A 17,037-nucleotide genomic window follows, 5' to 3' on the forward strand; every position below is an offset into this window, starting at 1 on the left:
AGCCCTTGCGACAAACTCTCCCGTGCTCGTGCTCTCGGCAAACACTCATTTCCGCAAGGCAACCGCCTTCCCCTTCACCGGCGCCACCACCTTCACCGGCACCCGCATCTGCTCCAACACCGTCTGGCACGTATTCGGCGGCTCCTGATGGCTAGTGGCCACCAGCGGCAGCAACGCCGCGACAGGAGCCGCGAACACCCCTAGCGCCACCGCACCACCGCTGCGCAACAGCAATGGCCCCGTCTGCACACCGACGTCCGGATGCTTCAGCGTGCCCTTCACATAAAGCGGCGAGCGCAGCGAGAACACGCGGAAGCCCTTGGTATGTGGCTTCACGTCTAGATTGAGCTGCTCGCTGGCGAAGTTCAGCGTGCCATCGATATCGACCACCGCATCCTCGGTGTCGAACACGAACAACCGCGCGCTGAAAAGACCGTTGCTTGCGGCCAGATCGGAAGCCGCGCAGTTGATCTTGACGACTTTGTCGCCGAACAGTTTGCCGATGACGATGTTGCCGACATTGAGGCCGGCGGTTTCCAGCAGGGTCTTGCTGATCGCACCATCGTTCATCAACAGCTTCAGTTCGCCGTTGGCGCTGCCGAGCAGCGCGGCGACGGAATTGCCGTGTGCGGTGAGTGCGGCATCGCCGTTGATTTCACCGAAGCTGGTATTCATCGCCTCGAAGGTGGGGAACAGCTGCTTGAGCTTGAGCCGCCGCGCATGGAGTTTGAGCGAGCCGCGCATCGCCGCCTGGCTGCCGTCGAGTTGGATAGTGCTGTTCACCGTGCCGCCGGCCAGGCCAAAGCCCAGCGGCTCCAGGCGTAGCACGCCGTCCTCCATCACCAGATGCGTGGTGAGGCTGTCGATGGGCAGATCCTTGCCGCGCACGATGCGTGCGCTGCTGAAGGTCACGTCGGCGTCCATGCTCTTCCAGCGCTCGGTACGGAACGGTTCCACCGGCAGTACCTTGTCTGGCGGCTGCAGCGTGGTGTCCCCGCGCTGTTGTTTTTCGGCATTGGTATCCGCGCCGATCAGCGGCGCGAGATCGGCAAACTGCAGTAGTTGCGAGCGAGCCGTGCCGCTGAGTTTGGGGCGCGCGCCTCCGGTGCTGACCTCAAGGCTGCCGGCCAGATCGCTGCCGCCGACGCGACCGCGGAAGTTGCGATAGCTGTAGTGGCTGCCACTGCGATGCAGTTCCGCTTTGAGGTGACCTTCCGTGGCATACGGCGGTGTGTCGGGCAGGGTGAGGCCGGTGATCGGGTAGAGCTTGGCCATGCTGGTACCGGAGAACCACAGCTTCAGGTCCAATGCGCCAAGGTGCATGGGATCGGTCAGCGTGCCGGCCAGGGCGATATGACTGTCGCCGATATGTACGTCCGCCTGTACCGGGAAGGGCCGGTCGTCTTGCTGCAGGGCGATGACGCCGCCGGTCTTGCCACTGCCCTTCAGCGGTGTGCCCTCATAACTGCCATCGGCCTGCCAAGCGAACAGATAGGTGGTGGCGGACGCCGGGGTGCCCACCTTGTCTTCGTCTTTTTCCTTGGCGTTAGCCAGCACCTTCTTGGCGGAGCTGCCTGCGGTACGTCCCGCCTGTTCGCGCGCATCCGTCGCTTGCTGGGCCATGATCTGGTCGAAAGGGATGGCCTGCTGCAGCGGTTCCACCGTGATCTTGAGCTTCACCTTGCTGGCGGCATCGTCGAGTTCGATCACGCCGCGGTCGAAACCGATCGCCTGCAGGTCGAGCTGCCATGCCGATGGCTCGCTACTTGGCGGCATGGCGAAATCCCAGCTGGCGCGCCCCTGCGCATCGCGTTCGAGGTCGATCACCGGATGCTCCAGCTGAAGGCTGGGAATGACAAGGCGATGCGAGAGCAGGGGCAGCGGCGCGAGGCGAAAGCGCACGGCGTCGAGCTGCGCGAACTGCGGCTGCTTCGCCCAGCCGGTATTCGCGATGCGGATGTCCTTCGCCACAAATTCCGGCCAGGGCACCAGTGCGTTCAGCCCGCCTTCGTTGGGCTCACGCCGCCATGCCACGGTGAGGTCGCCCTGGATCGCAAAGGGCCGGCCGATGGCCTGGCTCACCTTTTCGTTGATGCCGGGCTTGATACGGCTCCAGTCGTAAGTGGCGATGACCACGAACGCGGCCGCTAGCGTCATGAACGGCACCGACGCCATCCAGAACAGCACTCTACGGCTGCGCTTCATGCCTTTATCTCGCGGGCTGGCCATGGCATGCCTCCCGGCAGCGACACATAACCGCAATGAGGAACTATGGGTATACGCCTACCTACCTGTAAGCGGGCTCGGCGAACTGTGCAGGCGCCGTGAAGGAAGCCGACATGTCGATTCTTCCCTCGCCTATTCGTCGAGGTGCTGCTGGGACGTGTTTTCTGGCTATCGCGGGGTGTTGGCCAAGGATAGGTTGGCCGATAGTTTCGACTGTATCTGTCACGGGAGACCAGGGGCGCTCCAAAGGCGGCCATTTACCAGTAACACCACGTGCCTCTGCGTTGTACCGGCTGTCCGCAGGGGCGGGAAGTGTTGCGCCGAAGTTCCCAGAGTCGAAGAAACACCATCCTGGCGAAGGTGTCGCGCGCAAGCGCGGCGTTTCTTTTTACGGGGTGTGCGCAATCTCGTTGGAGATGCCGCACTGCCGTTTCAGCTGAGGAGTCGAATATGAATCGTCTTCGTTTCAAGCTGTTGATTACCGCCATGAGCCTTGCCGCCGCCGACTCATGGGCCGGGCCGGCGAACGATGTCGCGATGGCTAGCCTTCATCACGCTACCTTGCTGCGTCAGGGCGACGCGGTAACGGGACCGTTGTCCTCGTCGCAACCCATGCATGTCGTGGTCGCGCTGAAACCGCGCAACCAGGATCAATTGGACGCCTATATGGCTTTCCCTGGCTTCAAGCCGCTGACGCCGGAACAGTACAACGCGCAATACGCGCCCACGGAGGCGCAGGCCGAGGCCGTAGCCGATCACCTCCGTCGCGCGGGCTTGACCGATGTGCGAATCGGACCCAACCGGCTGATGGTGGAAGCTTCTGGCCGTGCCGATGCCGTGCAGGCGGCGTTTGCCACTCACTTGGTGCAGGTGCGCACGCATGACGGTCGCGATGCCTATGCCAACGCTAGCGATGTGCAGGTTCCCGCGGCATTGCAAGACTCGGTGGTCGCCGTGCTCGGCATGCAGAATGTGCACAGGCTGCATACCAATATCCGTTCCGGGGTGAGTGCCGGAACCCCCGCGCTGCCCGGAGCGGTCTTTCCGCACAGTCCTACCGATTTTCCCGCCATTTACGGCGCGCGCGGTCTGCCTGCCGCGACCTCGGTGACGCCGGGCATCCTCACCGCGGGTGATATGACGGCAGCGAAAAGCCATCTGAAGCTCTTCACTGCGATAACTGGGTTGCCTAGTGTCAACGTGAAGCTGGTCGGTCCCGGCAGCAGCGATACGAGCGGCAATCCTGAGTGGGATTTGGATACCCAGGCCATCGTCGGGATGGGCGGCGTGCGGTCGCTGGTGTTGTATGACGGCGTGTCATTGAACGATCCCGATATCTACGCCACGCTCAATCTGGCGCTGACTGACCAGGTCAACGCGCCACCGATCATCAATGTGTCGCTGGGCGAATGCGAGAACGACGCCAGGGCGAGTGGCTTAGTCGCCAGCGACGCGATCTTCCAGGCCGCGCAGAGTCAGGGCAGGACCTTCTCCGTAGCTTCCGGTGACTCGGGTGCCGACGAGTGCGGCAATGGCGGCACCACGCCTTGGTACCCGGCGAGCTCGCCCTACGTGCTCGCGGTGGGCGGCACCACGCTTTCCGCCACACCGGTGCTCAATATCTGGAGTAGCGAAACGGCATGGAACGGCAGTGGCGGCAGCCCCAGTACGTTCGAGCCGATACCGTCGTGGCAACGTGGCGTTGCGGGGATCACTAACCAGACGTATCGCGCCGTGCCGGATATCGCGTACGACGCGGATATGAAATCTGGAGCCTTTATCGTCACCGATAGCAGTGTGCTGGGACGGCCGGCGGGTATGCCGGTGATCACTCCGCTCGCCGGCACCAGTCTCGCCTCGCCGATCTTCGTCGGCGGGTGGGCACGTATCATCCAAGCCAAGGGCTACAACCCGGGCTTCGCGCCGACGGTGCTGTATGCCCTCGCGCAAAGCCGGTTCTACACGACAGCGTTCCACGACATTACTTCCGGGAACAACATCAGCACTCCCGGCGGAAGCAATGGCTATTTCGCCGCGCCGGGCTGGGACTACACCACGGGCTGGGGCAGCCTGATCATCGATCAGGCGGTGAATCACATCCCGTAGCGAAGTCTGTGGCATCGCTCTGGCTCCTCCCCCGCATGCAGCTGTTTCTTGTGCACAACTCAACGCGTGCATGAGCATGCTTCTACTCCCTCTCCCCCGTTCACCGATTTGTGTGCGGGGGAGAGGGTTGGGGTGAGGGCGGGTGCTCGCATGAGCGTGGCTCTTTGCCTTCGCCTCCTCTCCCCTCCGGGGAGAGGATTGAGGTGAGGGGCGGGTGCTTGCGACACCGCTTCTACTTGGTCACCCCGGCGAAGGCCGGGGTCCAGTGGCGTTGCCCTCAATGTTCGCGTTATCGCGACCTGGCCGCTTACGCAGCGGGCAGGTCAAGAAAACGCATCGATTGTCGCGAACCCAGAACACATCACAGGAACCGATCGCTAGATCGCCACGCGGACCGACACGCGACGACGGAATCGGTAGACCGACGCCGGGGGCAAGTTCAACACGGCGCTGCCGACGCGAACGGCCTCTAGCCCAAGGTGCCGTAATTGCTCTGGCGACAGCGGGCAGCGCGGGCCATAGGTGAACTGGTGAAACGCGCCGTCGTTGCGCAACTGGCGCGAGAAGGCGCCGTCGACAATCGCCATGGCTTTTTCCCGCGGCATCGACAGCAGGGGCAGGCCGCTTACCACCACGCCCGCGCGATCATTGCCGAAGATGGGTTCGGCCTCGCCGAGGTGGGCGGCGTCCATGCTCAACACTCGGGTGTCCGGAAAGCGCTGCACCAATTTGCCGGCAAAGTCAGGGTCGGCTTCGATCAGGGCCAGCCGATGCGCCAGGACGCCTCGGGCCAATAAGGCCTCGGTGAATACGCCTGTGCCTGGGCCCAGCTCGATGACTGGCCCGCTGCGCGGTCCGATGTCGGCGGTGATCAGCCGGGCCAGGGCCGGGCCGGAGGGTGCGACCGCACCGATCCTTGCCGGGTTACGCAGCCAGGCGCGCAAGAACAGCAAGGGATCGGTGAAGGGCATCGTTCGGGTTTCCGTAACCAGTCTGCGGCTTAGCTATATATCCGACGTCGATGAACAAAATGTTCGGAAACGCCAGGTCAAGCAGGTCCGATCATAGGCCTGGGCACTGATCCTCAGCGCTTGCCCGCGGGCTGTTCCCGGACCGGAATGTTGATGCTGCACAGGTCGATCTTGCCGGCCGGGTTCCGATAGAAGTCGTCGCGACGGTTGCGTTTGGCTTCGATCAGGGCGGCGAAGGTGGGGCTGTCGGTCCGCAGCACTTCGATCTTCGCGCGCTCACTCTCAGGCAGGTCCGCGGCCAGGCTCACGGAGTCGATGGTGACGCGCTGCTCGGGTTTCTCATAGAAGCCCAGCGGGCCGGTGCCGCGCGGCAGGGCGGAGAGGAACTCCATGCCTTGCAGCACGCGGCCGGCGATGGCGAGGTTGCGATCCAGCCCCCGCGGGGCTTGGCCGATCACCGCATACAGTGAGCTGCCGCTGCCGGTTTCCGGCCCCACGTCGCGGGCGACCCCGACCATACCGTAACAATGCGTCAGCCACTCCTGTCCGGTGGCCTTGTCGCGCGCCACCGGGAAACCTTCGGAGAAGCCGACTTCGGGGGCGTACACGTCGCCGTCCGGCAGTGCGGTCCACGGCAGCTTGGCGTCGATCGGGCGGGTGTATTCGGAGGGCAGCGTCTTCTTGGCCTTGCCGAGCGAACGCAGCTTGTTCTTGTCGCCCTTGTCGTCGTCCTCGGGATCGGCCCACTGGGTGACGAAGTTGTCCTGCACACGCACGATGGCGAGCTTGTCGAAGTAGTGCTCCTGCACCAGGGTGCGGATGTTGGCGGCATGCAGCGGCGTGAAATCCGGAGCCAGCTCGATCACCACCTTGCCCTGCGGCAACTGCATCTGCAGCAGGTTCTTCGGGTCCGGCTTGCGCCACTCCTCGGGCTTGGATTTCTCCAGCAACTCCTTGGGCGTAGGCGTCTTGTTGGCCGTGGGCGTATCGGCCTGCGCCGCCGGCAGGGCCAGCGCGCAAAGCAGGGAGAAGCCGAGCAGCTGCGGAACGAGTCGGGACATGACGGACCTTGGCAGTGGTGGAGTCGCGGAACCGCAAGGTAGCAGAGCAGGCCAGCCTGGGGAGCGTCCCATAGGGGGGGGCACGGCTCTAGTGGCAGGCTCCAATCCAGGCCGGCGGCTGCGGCGCCAGCTGCTGCGCCACCGGCAGGTACCGCCCGTCGAGTTGCGCAGCCAGCCAATACAGCGTGCTGCTGGTCTTCGGGTCCCACAACCCGCTGTAGCCAGCCTCGCCGACGCGCGCCCGATCCAGGTCGAACTTCACCGAGGTGTGCACGAATTCCTGATGGCTGCGCTGCCCCTCTGCGTAGGGCTGCAGCCAGTCGAGCGCTTTGCCCAGGGAGGCGCCGCCCGGAGCGGTATGGCGCAGCCAGTCGCCACCGCTGTCAAACGGCTTCGCCGCCAAGGCCGCCTGCACCAGGGGCTGCAGGTCATACACCACGTAGTGCAGCGCGTCGCGTTCCTTGAAATCGATCACCGAACCGTCGGGCAGGATGTTGTCCGCCACCTGCTGTTGGAACAGCACGCGCGCAGTGTTGAGCATGGCGGTGTCGCCGAGAGCCGCCGCGACCATCGTCACCAGCTTGACGCGATGGCTCTGCCAGTTGTTGATGGTCGTGCCGCGCCTGGGTTCATGGAGCTGCTGTCCATGAAACTGCTGAATGCGTTCGATGTAACCGTTGCCGAGCTTGCGCAGCAACGCGCGCGTGGCGTCGCGCGTCTCGGGATGCAGTCCATTCGAGGCGAGCACGTAGGCGTCGATCAGCCCATCCAGATTGGTTTCGTCGATCGGATTGAAATCCGGCTGATAGGTGCTGGCCCAGGCGGCGAGATAGTCGTTCACCTGCTGCAGGTAACGCGGGTCGGCACTGAGCCGCCAGGCCAGCGCCGCCTGGCGCATCAACGGCCAATCTTTTTCCGCCGCGATGCTTTCGTCGCGGGTGCCCTGATGCGGCAACGTGCCCTCGGTGTGCACGTGGGGCAGGGCATGTGGCTGATCGCCAAGATGCTTTTCGGCTTCGGCGAGAATCTTCTGGGCAGATGCGTTCTGCTCGCCGGCACCCGGTGCCACGGGCTGGCACAGGCTCACGGGGCGAGGCGGTGTCATGTCCTTGCGTACGGACATGGCGGCCGCGCCGGACAGTGTGGTGGTCAGGCCCGCCACCAGACTAAGCGTCAGCGCGATCGTCCTTCGGGAAACACGTAGCATGCGGCGTCATTCCATTTCGTGTCGTAGCGGCTAGTGTGCCGTGCCCATGCACGCGCGACGCTCCGGCAAGATTCTGCGGTCAGCTTGGAGACAACCAGTCGGCGCCGTCAGGTTCGGAGGAACCGGTCTCGTCCAAGCTGCGCTGCGGACGCCTGGGATGTGCTCACGATGGCGAGCAGCAACTTGGCTCAGTTTGCGGTGCCGCCTCACCACCCGTGAAATCCTTGTACGCCTTATAGGCTTTCAGCGCCCACATCTCGCCCACGCAGCCGCCCATGGTTGCGGCGATGGCCAGGACTTCGCCCAATTCCTCCTCCGTCGCGCCCCGTGTCACAGCTTGTTGCACGTAGAAGGCAATGCATGGCTCGCAGCGCGCCGAGATCGACCACAACATGGCAGCGAGGGCTTTCTGACGGGCGGGTAGTGCGCCGTCCGTGAAGATGGCGGCTTGGCGCATTTGCTGGATGTGCTGTGTCGCGCCCTTCGTGACTTTGGCGAACTCGCCCATCAGATCGAGTGCGGGGTCGATGGTCTTCAACGACATGAGTGGGACCTCCTTGGTGTTGAATCGTGGCGGGTCGCTGGCGTCGGCCGTCGCCTGGGTCAGTGCGGCGGGCTGGGCCTTGGCATCGTCGCTCCCATGGGACTCGAAACATGCTCAGAGTAACCTTACTTCCGTAGTCAGCTACGGAGTCAAGATGTCATGACCTTCACGATTGGGAGCCTGGCGAAGGCTGCGGACGTCCATATCGAAACCATCCGCCCTTGAGCAGGCGGCATAGTCGGCGCGTTCCCTTTCTGAGCCATGCGACCTCCATGTCCGAAACGATCAATGTCGTGCCCATACCACGCATCAGCCTCGCGAAGGCCACCCGTGTATGGGCAAAGATCGGCCTACTGAGCTTTGGCGGCCCGGCCGGCCAGATCGCCATGATGCATCGTGAGCTGGTGGAACGGCGGCGCTGGATCAGTGAATCGCGGTTCCTGCATGCGCTGAACTACTGCATGCTGTTGCCCGGTCCCGAGGCAACCCAGTTGGCCATCTATATCGGCTGGTTGATGCATCGCACCGTTGGTGGCCTGATCGCCGGCTTGCTGTTCGTACTGCCGGGCGTCATCGTGCTGCTCGGCTTGAGTCTGCTGTACGCCTCGGTCGGGCAGGTGCCGATGGTGGTCGCGATACTCTTCGGGTTGAAGGCGGCGGTGCTCGCGGTCGTGGTCGAGGCGGTGTTGCGGATCGCACGCCGGGCGCTGAAAGGGCGCTTCTTCATCGGTGTCGCGATCGCCGCGTTTCTGGCGATCCACCTGTTCCGGTGGCCATTCCCACTGATCATTGCCGGGGCTGCCGCGCTGGGTATCGTGGCGTGGCGGTGGCGGCCGAGCTGGTTCCCGGTATCAGCGTCGGCCGAAACATCGGCGGGTGATGATTACCTGATCGATCGGGCGATGCAGCGTGGTGAGCTGACTCACACCGAACGATCTCCATGGCGCTCGCTGCGTGCCGCCGTGATCGGCCTGCTCCTGTGGGCCGCGCCGGTCATTGCGGTGGTCGTTGCGCTGGGACGCGACAGCGTGCTCGCTCGCGAAGGTCTGTTTTTCAGCGAAACCGCGGTAGTCACTTTCGGCGGCGCTTATGCCGTACTGGCCTTCATCGCTCAGCGCGTCGTAGTCAGCTACGGATGGCTGTCGCCGGCACAGATGCTCGACGGGCTGGCGCTGGCGGAAACCACGCCGGGGCCGTTGATCATCGTGGTTCAGTTCGTTGCCTTCATGGCGGCGTTTCAGCATCAGTCGGGTATGTCGCCCTGGCTTGTCGGCCTGATCGGTTCACTGCTCACCGTGTGGGTCACCTTTGTCCCGTGCTTCATCTGGATCTTCGTTGGAGGTCCCTATGTCGAAGCGCTACGCGGCAATCGCACACTGCATGCTGCGCTCAGTGCGGTGACTGCGGCGGTGGTCGGCGTGGTACTGAACCTGTCGGTATGGTTCGCCGAGCACACTGTCTTCGGTTCGGTGCGCACGGTTGATGTGGGGCCGATGCATCTCGACCTGCCGCAGCTCGCCACGCTAAACCCTGCAGCCTTGCTGCTAACGACTAGTGCCATGATCGCCATGCTTCGTTTCCGCGTCGGCATGGCATGGACGCTGGGTGTCTGTGCTGGCGTCGGTGCGATGCTTCGACTGATGCACGCTTGATAAATCCGCGAGCTGCTTCCCGGTTCACCAACGTCTGACATGCCTTTGAACCTGCTCCGCGAAACCGCGTATCAACGCTAGCAAGGTGTGGAAACCCTTGCAGCGCTCGCGGCTGCTGCTGAGCGCCTTAGCAACGCGGATAGATGGTGAAGCCTTTGAACATCGTTGCATGGCAACGGTGCAGGTCAGGGCGTTGCCGCCATTCCGCGAACCATTCTGCGCGGACAGGCGCTGTAAGCAGCAGCCGAAGCCGCCGGCATCAGCGATGGAGTATCGGCGAATGAACGCTGGCAACAGCACCCGCCATGGAACGCGGACAAACGCGCTTACCGTGATACATCGCCTGTTGCTGGCTATGTTGGCCTGGCTGGTGCTTCATCCCGCCAGCGTGCAGGCCGTGCCCTCGTTCGCCAGGCAGACGAAGCAGCCATGCGCGACCTGTCACATCGGTGGCTTCGGACCGCAACTCACGCTGTTCGGACGCCAGTTCAAGCTGCTGGGCTACACGATGAAGGTGGGTGACGACACGAAAATTCCGCTGTCGCTGATGCTGGTTGAATCGTTTACGCATACGCGCAAAGCGCAGGCCGACCCGCCCGCCAAAGGCTTCAGCCGCAACAACAATACTGAGCTGCAGCAGGCTTCGGTGTTCCTCGCGGGGCGGATCAGCGAGCACCTCGGCGTCCTGGCGCAGGCCACCTATTCGGATAGCAGCGGTCGGCTCGGCTGGGACAATATGGAGTTGCGGTATGCGCGAACTTTCAAGAGTGCAGGGCACAGCGGCCTGTGGGGGCTGTCGCTCAACAACAATCCCGGTCTCAGCGATGTGTACAACACCACGCCGGCCTGGCAATTCCCGTACATGTCTCCCGATCTTGCACCAGCCGCACCCGCTCAACCGATCCTGTTCGGCGGTTTGGCTGGACGGGTGGTCGGCGCCAGTGCCTATGCGCAGATCGATAGCGCGTGGTACGTCGAAGCAGGTGGCTACCGTTCGCTGTCGCCAGCTTTTTTGCGGCACGTCAACGCTGATTTCACGGGGCGTCTGGCGGGCATCACGCCGTACGCGCGGATGGCTTACTCGCGGAACATCGCCGGTGGCAACGTGGAATTGGGCGGCATCCTGCTGAGTGCACGCAAGGGATTGGCTGGAACCAACGCGACCGGTAACGCCGTGCCGCTGGCCGGCCCCACGGATCGCTACCGGGACATCGGCCTTGATGCCAGCTACCAGCACGTCGACAGCAGTACCCACGTATTCACGGTCAAGGCTCTGTACGTGGACGAACATCAACGGCTCGACGCGACCTATGCGGCCGGCGGTGCCGAGCATCGGCACAACACGCTGCGCTCGCTCAACATCAACGGCAGTTACTGGTACCGCAATACATGGGGAGTCACCTTGGGTGCGTTCTCCAATAAAGGCAGCGCCGACGCGCTGCTGTACCCCGGTACCGGCCGACCCGACACGAATGGCGGCGTGATCGAACTCAACTGGAACCCTTTCGGCAAAGCCGACTCGTGGAGTGCGCCTTTCGCCAATCTTCGATTGGGTGCCCAGTACACCTTCTACACACGCTTCGGCGGCGCCGTGCACAACATCGACGGAGCCGGTCGCCGGGCCAGCGATAACAACACGATGTTTGTGTATGCGTGGTTGGCGCTCTGAATGGCCGACGCACTTCATCTCGGCGCGTTATGCGCGCGCCGAGATGAGAGGTTGCGTGCTCAGAACATGTAGCCGATGCCGAGATTGAAGCGATCGTTCTTCGGATGGTCCTGGAACTTCTGGTAGTCCGCCTTGCACACGACTTGCGGATGCGGATTGAACGATACGCCGACAGTCGTGACCCGATCGGCATTCGCTGCATCGGCGAGGAAACCCGCTGGCATCTTCGACTGCGTGTTGAACTTCTCATAGCGCACGAACGGCGTGAGTTTCATGTCGCCGTGCTCCCACACCGTATAGGCGCCCTGCACCAGCCAGCCATAGAACGCGCTCGGCACGTAAGGGCGATTGGCCCCCGTGGCGGTGTTGAAGGCTTGCACCGTCGTGTCGATCTTCCCGGCATCGCCGATCGTGCCCTTGGCATACACCGCCGATAGATCCCAGCCATTCTGTTGCCAACGGGTATGGACGTCCCACAGCGTCACGCGGGCGCTGATGCCTGCGAAATTCGGCTTGGTGTTATCCGTCTTGAAATCGGCATTGGCATGCATCGAATTACCGGAGAACACGGCGCCACCGACCGTCCACCCCGGGATGCCCTGATAATTCACCGCAGCGTAGGCGGCGAGATCATGCGCCTTCGCCAACTGCAGCTCCTGATGGCTGGCATGGAGCGGCGAGCTGGCATCGTCGAGCTTGGCCGTGTCGAAACCCGTGGTGACGCCAACATCCCACTTCAGCCCGGCATCGGTGCTGCCGTAAAGGCCAAGGCCGCCTTCGCGCCAGGTCGAAGGGATGATGCGTGTCTCCACCTCGTTGCGCTCGACACCGTAGAACGCCGGCGGCTCGTGCGATTGATTCAGCAGACCGAACGGCATCAGGAACAAGCCGGCCTTGAGGTTCACCGCCGAGTTGAACTGGTAGTTCAGATAAGCCTGCTCGATCTCGCTCTCGCCCTGATCGTTGGCGCTGGTCACAGCGTGCTCCCACTCCACTTCACTGTTGAAACTCAACTGATCGGTAAAGCGATGGCCGAACAGGATCACAAAGCGTTTCAGATCAGCCTGGGAGCGGCTGCTGTCTTTGGTGTAGTGGTTGTAGGCGATCTCGCCATAGCCGCCGAAGCTGGTGTCCGAGGCGGTCGCCACCGGCGGTGGCGTGGTGGTGACTGCGGTGCTATTCGACGGGGATGGCGTGGTAGGGGCAGGCGACGCCACCGCTGCCATGGCGTTAGCCGTCTTCGCCTGCTGCCCCACCAGTGTCTGTGTCTGCGTGCGCAGATCCTTGATCTCCGCCGCCTGCGTCTGCAGCTGGGCCGCTTGCGCCTCCAGTTTCTGCTGGAGCTGCAAGATCATGGCCTTGAGCTCGGCTTCGCTGGCGTGCACTGGGTGTACGAAAGCGGCGCTGGCAACGGCCAGCGCGAAAGCGGTCTTCTTCATGTAGGAACCCCTAGAAATCAGTGAATGATATTAATTCTCATTAACTGACGCTAGGCTTTCAACGCGCCCGACGTACGCTCAAAGCGAGGGCGGCCCGCACATCAAGGGCGCTTGCCCAGAAAGACGTGCATTGCCCGTTCACCCGCGACGTACTTCGTGCATTCATAGCCCAGTGCACGCATGTCGAGACCGTGCAAGAGGGCCTCCCCGGAACCGAGCAGCACGGGTCGGATGGCGAGATGCAGCTCGTCAATCAGGCCGGCGCGGAGGTACTGCCGAATCGTCGATGCGCCACCGCCGAGGCGGACGTCGCGGCCACCCGCCGCAGCGGTCGCCTGCTCCAAAGCCGCGTGAATGCCTTCGGTGACGAAATGAAACTCCGTGCCTCCCGCCATCTTGAGCGGCGAACGCGGGTGGTGCGTCAGCACGAAGACGGGCGTGTGATAGGGCGGCTCGTCGCCCCACCAGCCTTTCCAGTGGTCGTCCGGCCACGGGCCGCGGATCGGTCCGAACATATTGCGCCCAAGAATCCAGGCGCCGATGCCGGCAAAGCCTTGCTCCGCCATGTCGTTGTCGACGCCCGCTTCCCCACCTTCTTCTCCATGCATGTTTCGCCATAGGCGCGTATGGAAGAACCACTCCATTAGCTCAGGTCCACCGATGCCGAGTGGATGCTCAAGATCCTGGTTTGGCCCGGCACCGTAACCGTCGATGGAGACGGCAAAGCTCTGGACGCGAAGTTTCGACATGGCATGCCTCGTTGCTTGATCCATAGGGCCTAAGGGTTCGTGCTTTCGCGCCAGTATGGAAGCTCAGGAATGTGCGATGCACACGCATGGTTTGCGCTCAGTGCGCTCCTCGCGGTAGCACGCGGATGATGTTCATCATGCCCAGATCTTCATGATTCAGGATGTGGCAGTGAAAGACGAAGTCGCCCACGTCCGGGCCGCGGAAGTCTATGCGCACCTTGACGCTAGGGTAGGGATGACTGGGGTCGCCGTCCCAGAAGGGCACCTGCACCATGTCGAGGTATTGACCTGTCACGCCAGGAACCTGCGGCGAGCCATTGATCTCGAAGTTGTCCTGCGACTCCACCAGAAAGTGAATTTGGTGCACATGGAATTCATGGTTTTCAAGCGTGCGATTCTGGATGACCCACTCTTCGACCGTGCCCTGGGTGGCTACGATGTCAGGCGGTAGATTGGGATCAAAAACATGTTTCGGCATGCCCTCCACCGCCATGAAGAAGCTGGTGGGTTGGATTTCGTCGAAATAGACGGTGCGATAAGCCGCCACCTTGGCCTGCGCGAGGCCCGCGAAACGTTGATGGCTGGTGCTTAGCTCGGTAAAGGCGGGCAGGCGATCCATGACACTCGCTTGCTGCGAAGCTATCGCGTCGCCGGGTAGTCGTATCGTCGCCAAAGGGCGCGCCGGATCATTGTCACCAAATGGTCCGGTATTAATGCCTTGCGTGACCAGTTGCGCCAGCTTCACATCGGGCCCCGGGGCATCCACGATGAATTCGGCACGCGACGCCGGAGGAAGCACGATGTGATCCAGTGCGATCGGATCGCCGGGTCGTTTGCCATCCTGCGAATTGAGCGGCACGCCGTCACGTGCCACCAGCTGCAGTTCTTGTGCTTGACCGTCCCATAGATACTGCAGGTCGAGGATGGTATCTGCGGCGGCATTGGCGACGCGCCAGAACTGTTGCTCGCCCCTTTGCATCACGAGCACCGCCGGCACGAATTGATTCGAGTCGGCGCTAGTGGGAGAGGTGATCGGAACGTAGTTGAGCGTGACGTCCCAGGACGGAATGCTTCCCCCGGGACTGGGCGCTCCCGGCACATTCTGATCGCGCACCACGAGCACGCGTTGTCGCAGCCCAGCGACCGCAGGCTGCACGTTCTCGATGCCATCCACAACGATCGCGCCCGCGGCGCCTCCTTGCAACGCCAGCTCGGACATGCCGTGGATGTGCGGGTGATACCAATAGAGTCCGGGCGGCTCGTTGCGCGGAAACTTCACGTCGTATTGAAACGTTTCCCCGGCGTTGATCAAGGTCTTGATCACCTCGTCCTGATGACACGCTGGCGAGGCATTGGCGCCATGGTAATGAATGTTCACGGAGCTGCTGTCCATGAACGAGGCGCCGCAATTGGGGGCACTCACCGCCATGCTTCCCGTGCCGGGAGGCAAATTATTGGTAATCGTGATTTGCAGCCGGTCGCCGGGACGAATGTGCAGTGTGGGGTTCTGCATGTGGTCCGGGGTCATAAAGCAGTAAAGCTTGCGACCCGCGTCATCCAGCCGGCTTTGATAGGAGAACCGCACGCGCAGTACGCCGTTGCGGCTGAACAACGCAGGCTCTTTCTCGATCACACTTCCTGCGACCGGGCGCGGGCAGGGATCGCTTACCTGTGGCACTGGCGTTGGGTGGCGAGAGGCTTGAGCGTCAACTTCCCCGACGCCAAACATTGTCGACAACGATACGAGCAAACTGCCGAACAACCACTTGGTCAGGCGCATAAAGATGACCCCCCGTGAATTGGACGTTCTGTTTACCAGTCGTAATTAGGATCCCCCAGCGAACCCGCGCACCATATGGGATGCCCCTGCCTTCTGTCTACACGGGGCTGGTTGTATCCAAGAGCCGGCTCGAAATCTCCTGAGCAGCATAGCCAAGGAGGTCAGCGGATGAAGGACAGGGCGGTGTCAGCTTGTGCTCGCCGTTCGTCCATCACCGCCGACACTTCTCCAGCCAGGCGAATGCGCGCTGCACCACCCCGCGCTTGGGCATGACCTTGAACATGTGCAATTCACACGCCTGGTGATCGGCACGGTGTGGCTTTTCTCGACAGCCTGCTAGTGCTTTTTGAGATTCTTGATTTCGTCTTCGAGATCTTTACGTAAACCCGACGTCGAAGCGCTCACCACATCGTCAATGCGCCACGATCCATCGACCTTGATCAGCTTCAGGTGAACCGGCTCGCTGACTTTTCCAAAATTGGTGAACTTCACGATCGCTGTCGCATGGACGTCATCGGCAGGATCAACGCGAATGCCTTGTACGACGATATCGAAATCCTGGCAGCCACAAAGCGGGTCGGCATCCATCGCGCCCATTTCGCCGTTCAAGGCAAGCGCATCCCGATGAAGCAGGTCCCGCAGCGAGGGCGTGACCAAGGATTCCAGTTGAGGAGGATCCTTCTCCGCTTTATAGGTCGCATAGACACGACGCAAGAAGCCTTCGGCGGACGCATCCGCTTTTGCGGCGTCTGCCGGCGTGGCATGAGAACACATCAGGCATGCCACCAACGCACATCCGGCGGCGCTGAACCATTGCAGTTTATTCATAAGTCACTCCGTTGATTGTTTTCGATAACAGGGTGCCGGCTGCGATCCGGACATGACCGTCCGCCGTCGACACTAAGCCGTCATTCCTTGGCGCCCGCGTGAACCAATAATTGGATCAGCGCAGCATCTTTGTTGTCCTTGGCCATGGACAAGGGCGTGTCGCCGCGTGCCGAAACAGCGTTTACATCGGCCTGATACTTGATCAGCAGTGCAGCCGTATCGGCATGCTTGCCTAGAATCGCGGTCATCAGCGGCGTATAGCCATCACCGTCGCCAGCCCCTTTGTCTGCGCCGGCTTTGAGCAGGGCTTCGACGATGTCGTTATGGCCAAGCATCGCTGCTTGGGTCAGAAACGTCGGCGAGGCGCGGCCGTCTTCGCGCAGGCTTAGGTCGATGTGCTGTTGGATCAGTTGGTTGACCGCCGACACCTGGTTTTTCTCGATCGCCTGCATCATGGATGCATAGCTTGGCGTGTGATTGGCAGGCTACGCACCGACACTGCCGCTTATGGCGAGGGATATGGCGAATAAAGGCACAAGCAAACGTTTCATGAAATCACCGAGATAAAGCGACGAACTGGCATGGCCAAGTCATGTAAATCAGATACATGGATGCCTTGCCAGGCTAATACGGAGGGCTTTGCATGTGGTGTACAGACGGAATGATAGCGAGATATTGAACATCTGATGAGCGGTGGCCTGGTGTTCACGGGCTGTGAAGGCTTGGCGTCTAGGTCATTTGGCCTAGCCGAGGGCGGCGGCTACTGAGATTCAGCGCAAATTTCCGGCCTTGCCAATGGTTGATG

Annotated in this window: 13 protein-coding genes; 3 read left to right on the plus strand and 10 right to left on the minus strand. The window is 62.1% G+C overall.

Going from position 1 to position 17,037, the window contains the following annotated elements:
- Positions 1 to 45: 45 nt before the first annotated feature.
- Positions 46 to 2,205, minus strand: a complete 2,160-nt coding sequence (locus tag OUZ45_RS10990) for an AsmA family protein (RefSeq protein WP_266170108.1) — start codon at positions 2,203 to 2,205, stop codon at positions 46 to 48.
- Positions 2,206 to 2,676: 471 nt separating this feature from the next.
- Between OUZ45_RS10990 and OUZ45_RS10995 the strand changes: the two genes are divergently transcribed.
- The gene (locus OUZ45_RS10995; RefSeq protein ID WP_266170109.1) at positions 2,677 to 4,332 is read left to right on the plus strand and encodes a S53 family peptidase; all 1,656 of its coding nucleotides are present in this window, start codon (positions 2,677 to 2,679) and stop codon (positions 4,330 to 4,332) included.
- A gap of 377 nt (positions 4,333 to 4,709) precedes the next feature.
- Here OUZ45_RS10995 and OUZ45_RS11000 read toward each other — a convergent pair whose 3' ends face one another.
- The 4 genes from OUZ45_RS11000 to OUZ45_RS11015 all read right to left on the minus strand — a co-directional run bounded on the left by OUZ45_RS11000 (position 4,710) and on the right by OUZ45_RS11015 (position 8,115).
- Complete coding sequence (locus tag OUZ45_RS11000) at positions 4,710 to 5,303, minus strand: class I SAM-dependent methyltransferase (protein ID WP_266170110.1); 594 nt, start codon at positions 5,301 to 5,303, stop codon at positions 4,710 to 4,712.
- A 113-nt stretch (positions 5,304 to 5,416) separates the two neighbouring features.
- On the minus strand, positions 5,417 to 6,364 hold the full coding sequence (locus OUZ45_RS11005; protein ID WP_266170111.1) for a peptidylprolyl isomerase: 948 nt from the start codon (positions 6,362 to 6,364) through the stop codon (positions 5,417 to 5,419).
- A gap of 88 nt (positions 6,365 to 6,452) precedes the next feature.
- The gene (locus OUZ45_RS11010; RefSeq protein WP_266170112.1) at positions 6,453 to 7,571 is read right to left on the minus strand and encodes an alginate lyase family protein; all 1,119 of its coding nucleotides are present in this window, start codon (positions 7,569 to 7,571) and stop codon (positions 6,453 to 6,455) included.
- A gap of 163 nt (positions 7,572 to 7,734) precedes the next feature.
- A complete protein-coding gene (locus OUZ45_RS11015; protein ID WP_266170114.1) occupies positions 7,735 to 8,115 on the minus strand; it encodes a carboxymuconolactone decarboxylase family protein in 381 nt (126 codons plus the stop codon).
- Between the two features lie 272 nt (positions 8,116 to 8,387).
- Between OUZ45_RS11015 and chrA the strand changes: the two genes are divergently transcribed.
- Complete coding sequence (gene chrA / locus OUZ45_RS11020; RefSeq protein ID WP_266170116.1) at positions 8,388 to 9,767, plus strand: chromate efflux transporter; 1,380 nt, start codon at positions 8,388 to 8,390, stop codon at positions 9,765 to 9,767.
- 280 nt (positions 9,768 to 10,047) lie between these two features.
- The gene (locus OUZ45_RS11025; protein ID WP_266170117.1) at positions 10,048 to 11,436 is read left to right on the plus strand and encodes a cytochrome C; all 1,389 of its coding nucleotides are present in this window, start codon (positions 10,048 to 10,050) and stop codon (positions 11,434 to 11,436) included.
- Positions 11,437 to 11,495: 59 nt separating this feature from the next.
- Here OUZ45_RS11025 and OUZ45_RS11030 read toward each other — a convergent pair whose 3' ends face one another.
- From OUZ45_RS11030 to OUZ45_RS11050, 5 genes are all read right to left on the minus strand, one after another.
- The gene (locus OUZ45_RS11030) at positions 11,496 to 12,875 is read right to left on the minus strand and encodes a porin (RefSeq protein WP_266170118.1); all 1,380 of its coding nucleotides are present in this window, start codon (positions 12,873 to 12,875) and stop codon (positions 11,496 to 11,498) included.
- Positions 12,876 to 12,976: 101 nt separating this feature from the next.
- Entirely contained in the window at positions 12,977 to 13,624 is a 648-nt protein-coding gene (locus OUZ45_RS11035; RefSeq protein WP_266170119.1) for a dihydrofolate reductase family protein, read from the minus strand.
- A gap of 97 nt (positions 13,625 to 13,721) precedes the next feature.
- Positions 13,722 to 15,404, minus strand: coding sequence for a multicopper oxidase family protein (locus OUZ45_RS11040; RefSeq protein ID WP_266170120.1), 1,683 nt, complete (start codon positions 15,402 to 15,404; stop codon positions 13,722 to 13,724).
- 336 nt (positions 15,405 to 15,740) lie between these two features.
- The gene (locus OUZ45_RS11045; protein ID WP_266170121.1) at positions 15,741 to 16,232 is read right to left on the minus strand and encodes a DUF3828 domain-containing protein; all 492 of its coding nucleotides are present in this window, start codon (positions 16,230 to 16,232) and stop codon (positions 15,741 to 15,743) included.
- 80 nt (positions 16,233 to 16,312) lie between these two features.
- Positions 16,313 to 16,687: an ankyrin repeat domain-containing protein gene (locus OUZ45_RS11050; protein WP_266170122.1), complete on the minus strand. Its 375-nt coding sequence runs from the start codon at positions 16,685 to 16,687 to the stop codon at positions 16,313 to 16,315.
- Positions 16,688 to 17,037 lie beyond the last annotated feature (350 nt).

The organism is Dyella subtropica (genome assembly GCF_026283965.1).
Classification (GTDB): Bacteria; Pseudomonadota; Gammaproteobacteria; order Xanthomonadales; family Rhodanobacteraceae; genus Dyella_D; species Dyella_D subtropica.

What these genes read in the sequence shown, in the direction of transcription:
- OUZ45_RS10990 (WP_266170108.1), bottom strand. Translation starts at nt 2,205, where the DNA reads ATGAAGCGCAGCCGTAGAGTGCTGTTCTGGATGGCGTCGGTGCCGTTC.
- OUZ45_RS10995 (WP_266170109.1), top strand. Translation starts at nt 2,677, where the DNA reads ATGAATCGTCTTCGTTTCAAGCTGTTGATTACCGCCATGAGCCTTGCC.
- OUZ45_RS11000 (WP_266170110.1), bottom strand. Translation starts at nt 5,303, where the DNA reads ATGCCCTTCACCGATCCCTTGCTGTTCTTGCGCGCCTGGCTGCGTAAC.
- OUZ45_RS11005 (WP_266170111.1), bottom strand. Translation starts at nt 6,364, where the DNA reads ATGTCCCGACTCGTTCCGCAGCTGCTCGGCTTCTCCCTGCTTTGCGCG.
- OUZ45_RS11010 (WP_266170112.1), bottom strand. Translation starts at nt 7,571, where the DNA reads ATGCTACGTGTTTCCCGAAGGACGATCGCGCTGACGCTTAGTCTGGTG.
- OUZ45_RS11015 (WP_266170114.1), bottom strand. Translation starts at nt 8,115, where the DNA reads ATGTCGTTGAAGACCATCGACCCCGCACTCGATCTGATGGGCGAGTTC.
- chrA (WP_266170116.1), top strand. Translation starts at nt 8,388, where the DNA reads ATGTCCGAAACGATCAATGTCGTGCCCATACCACGCATCAGCCTCGCG.
- OUZ45_RS11025 (WP_266170117.1), top strand. Translation starts at nt 10,048, where the DNA reads ATGAACGCTGGCAACAGCACCCGCCATGGAACGCGGACAAACGCGCTT.
- OUZ45_RS11030 (WP_266170118.1), bottom strand. Translation starts at nt 12,875, where the DNA reads ATGAAGAAGACCGCTTTCGCGCTGGCCGTTGCCAGCGCCGCTTTCGTA.
- OUZ45_RS11035 (WP_266170119.1), bottom strand. Translation starts at nt 13,624, where the DNA reads ATGTCGAAACTTCGCGTCCAGAGCTTTGCCGTCTCCATCGACGGTTAC.
- OUZ45_RS11040 (WP_266170120.1), bottom strand. Translation starts at nt 15,404, where the DNA reads ATGCGCCTGACCAAGTGGTTGTTCGGCAGTTTGCTCGTATCGTTGTCG.
- OUZ45_RS11045 (WP_266170121.1), bottom strand. Translation starts at nt 16,232, where the DNA reads ATGAATAAACTGCAATGGTTCAGCGCCGCCGGATGTGCGTTGGTGGCA.
- OUZ45_RS11050 (WP_266170122.1), bottom strand. Translation starts at nt 16,687, where the DNA reads ATGATGCAGGCGATCGAGAAAAACCAGGTGTCGGCGGTCAACCAACTG.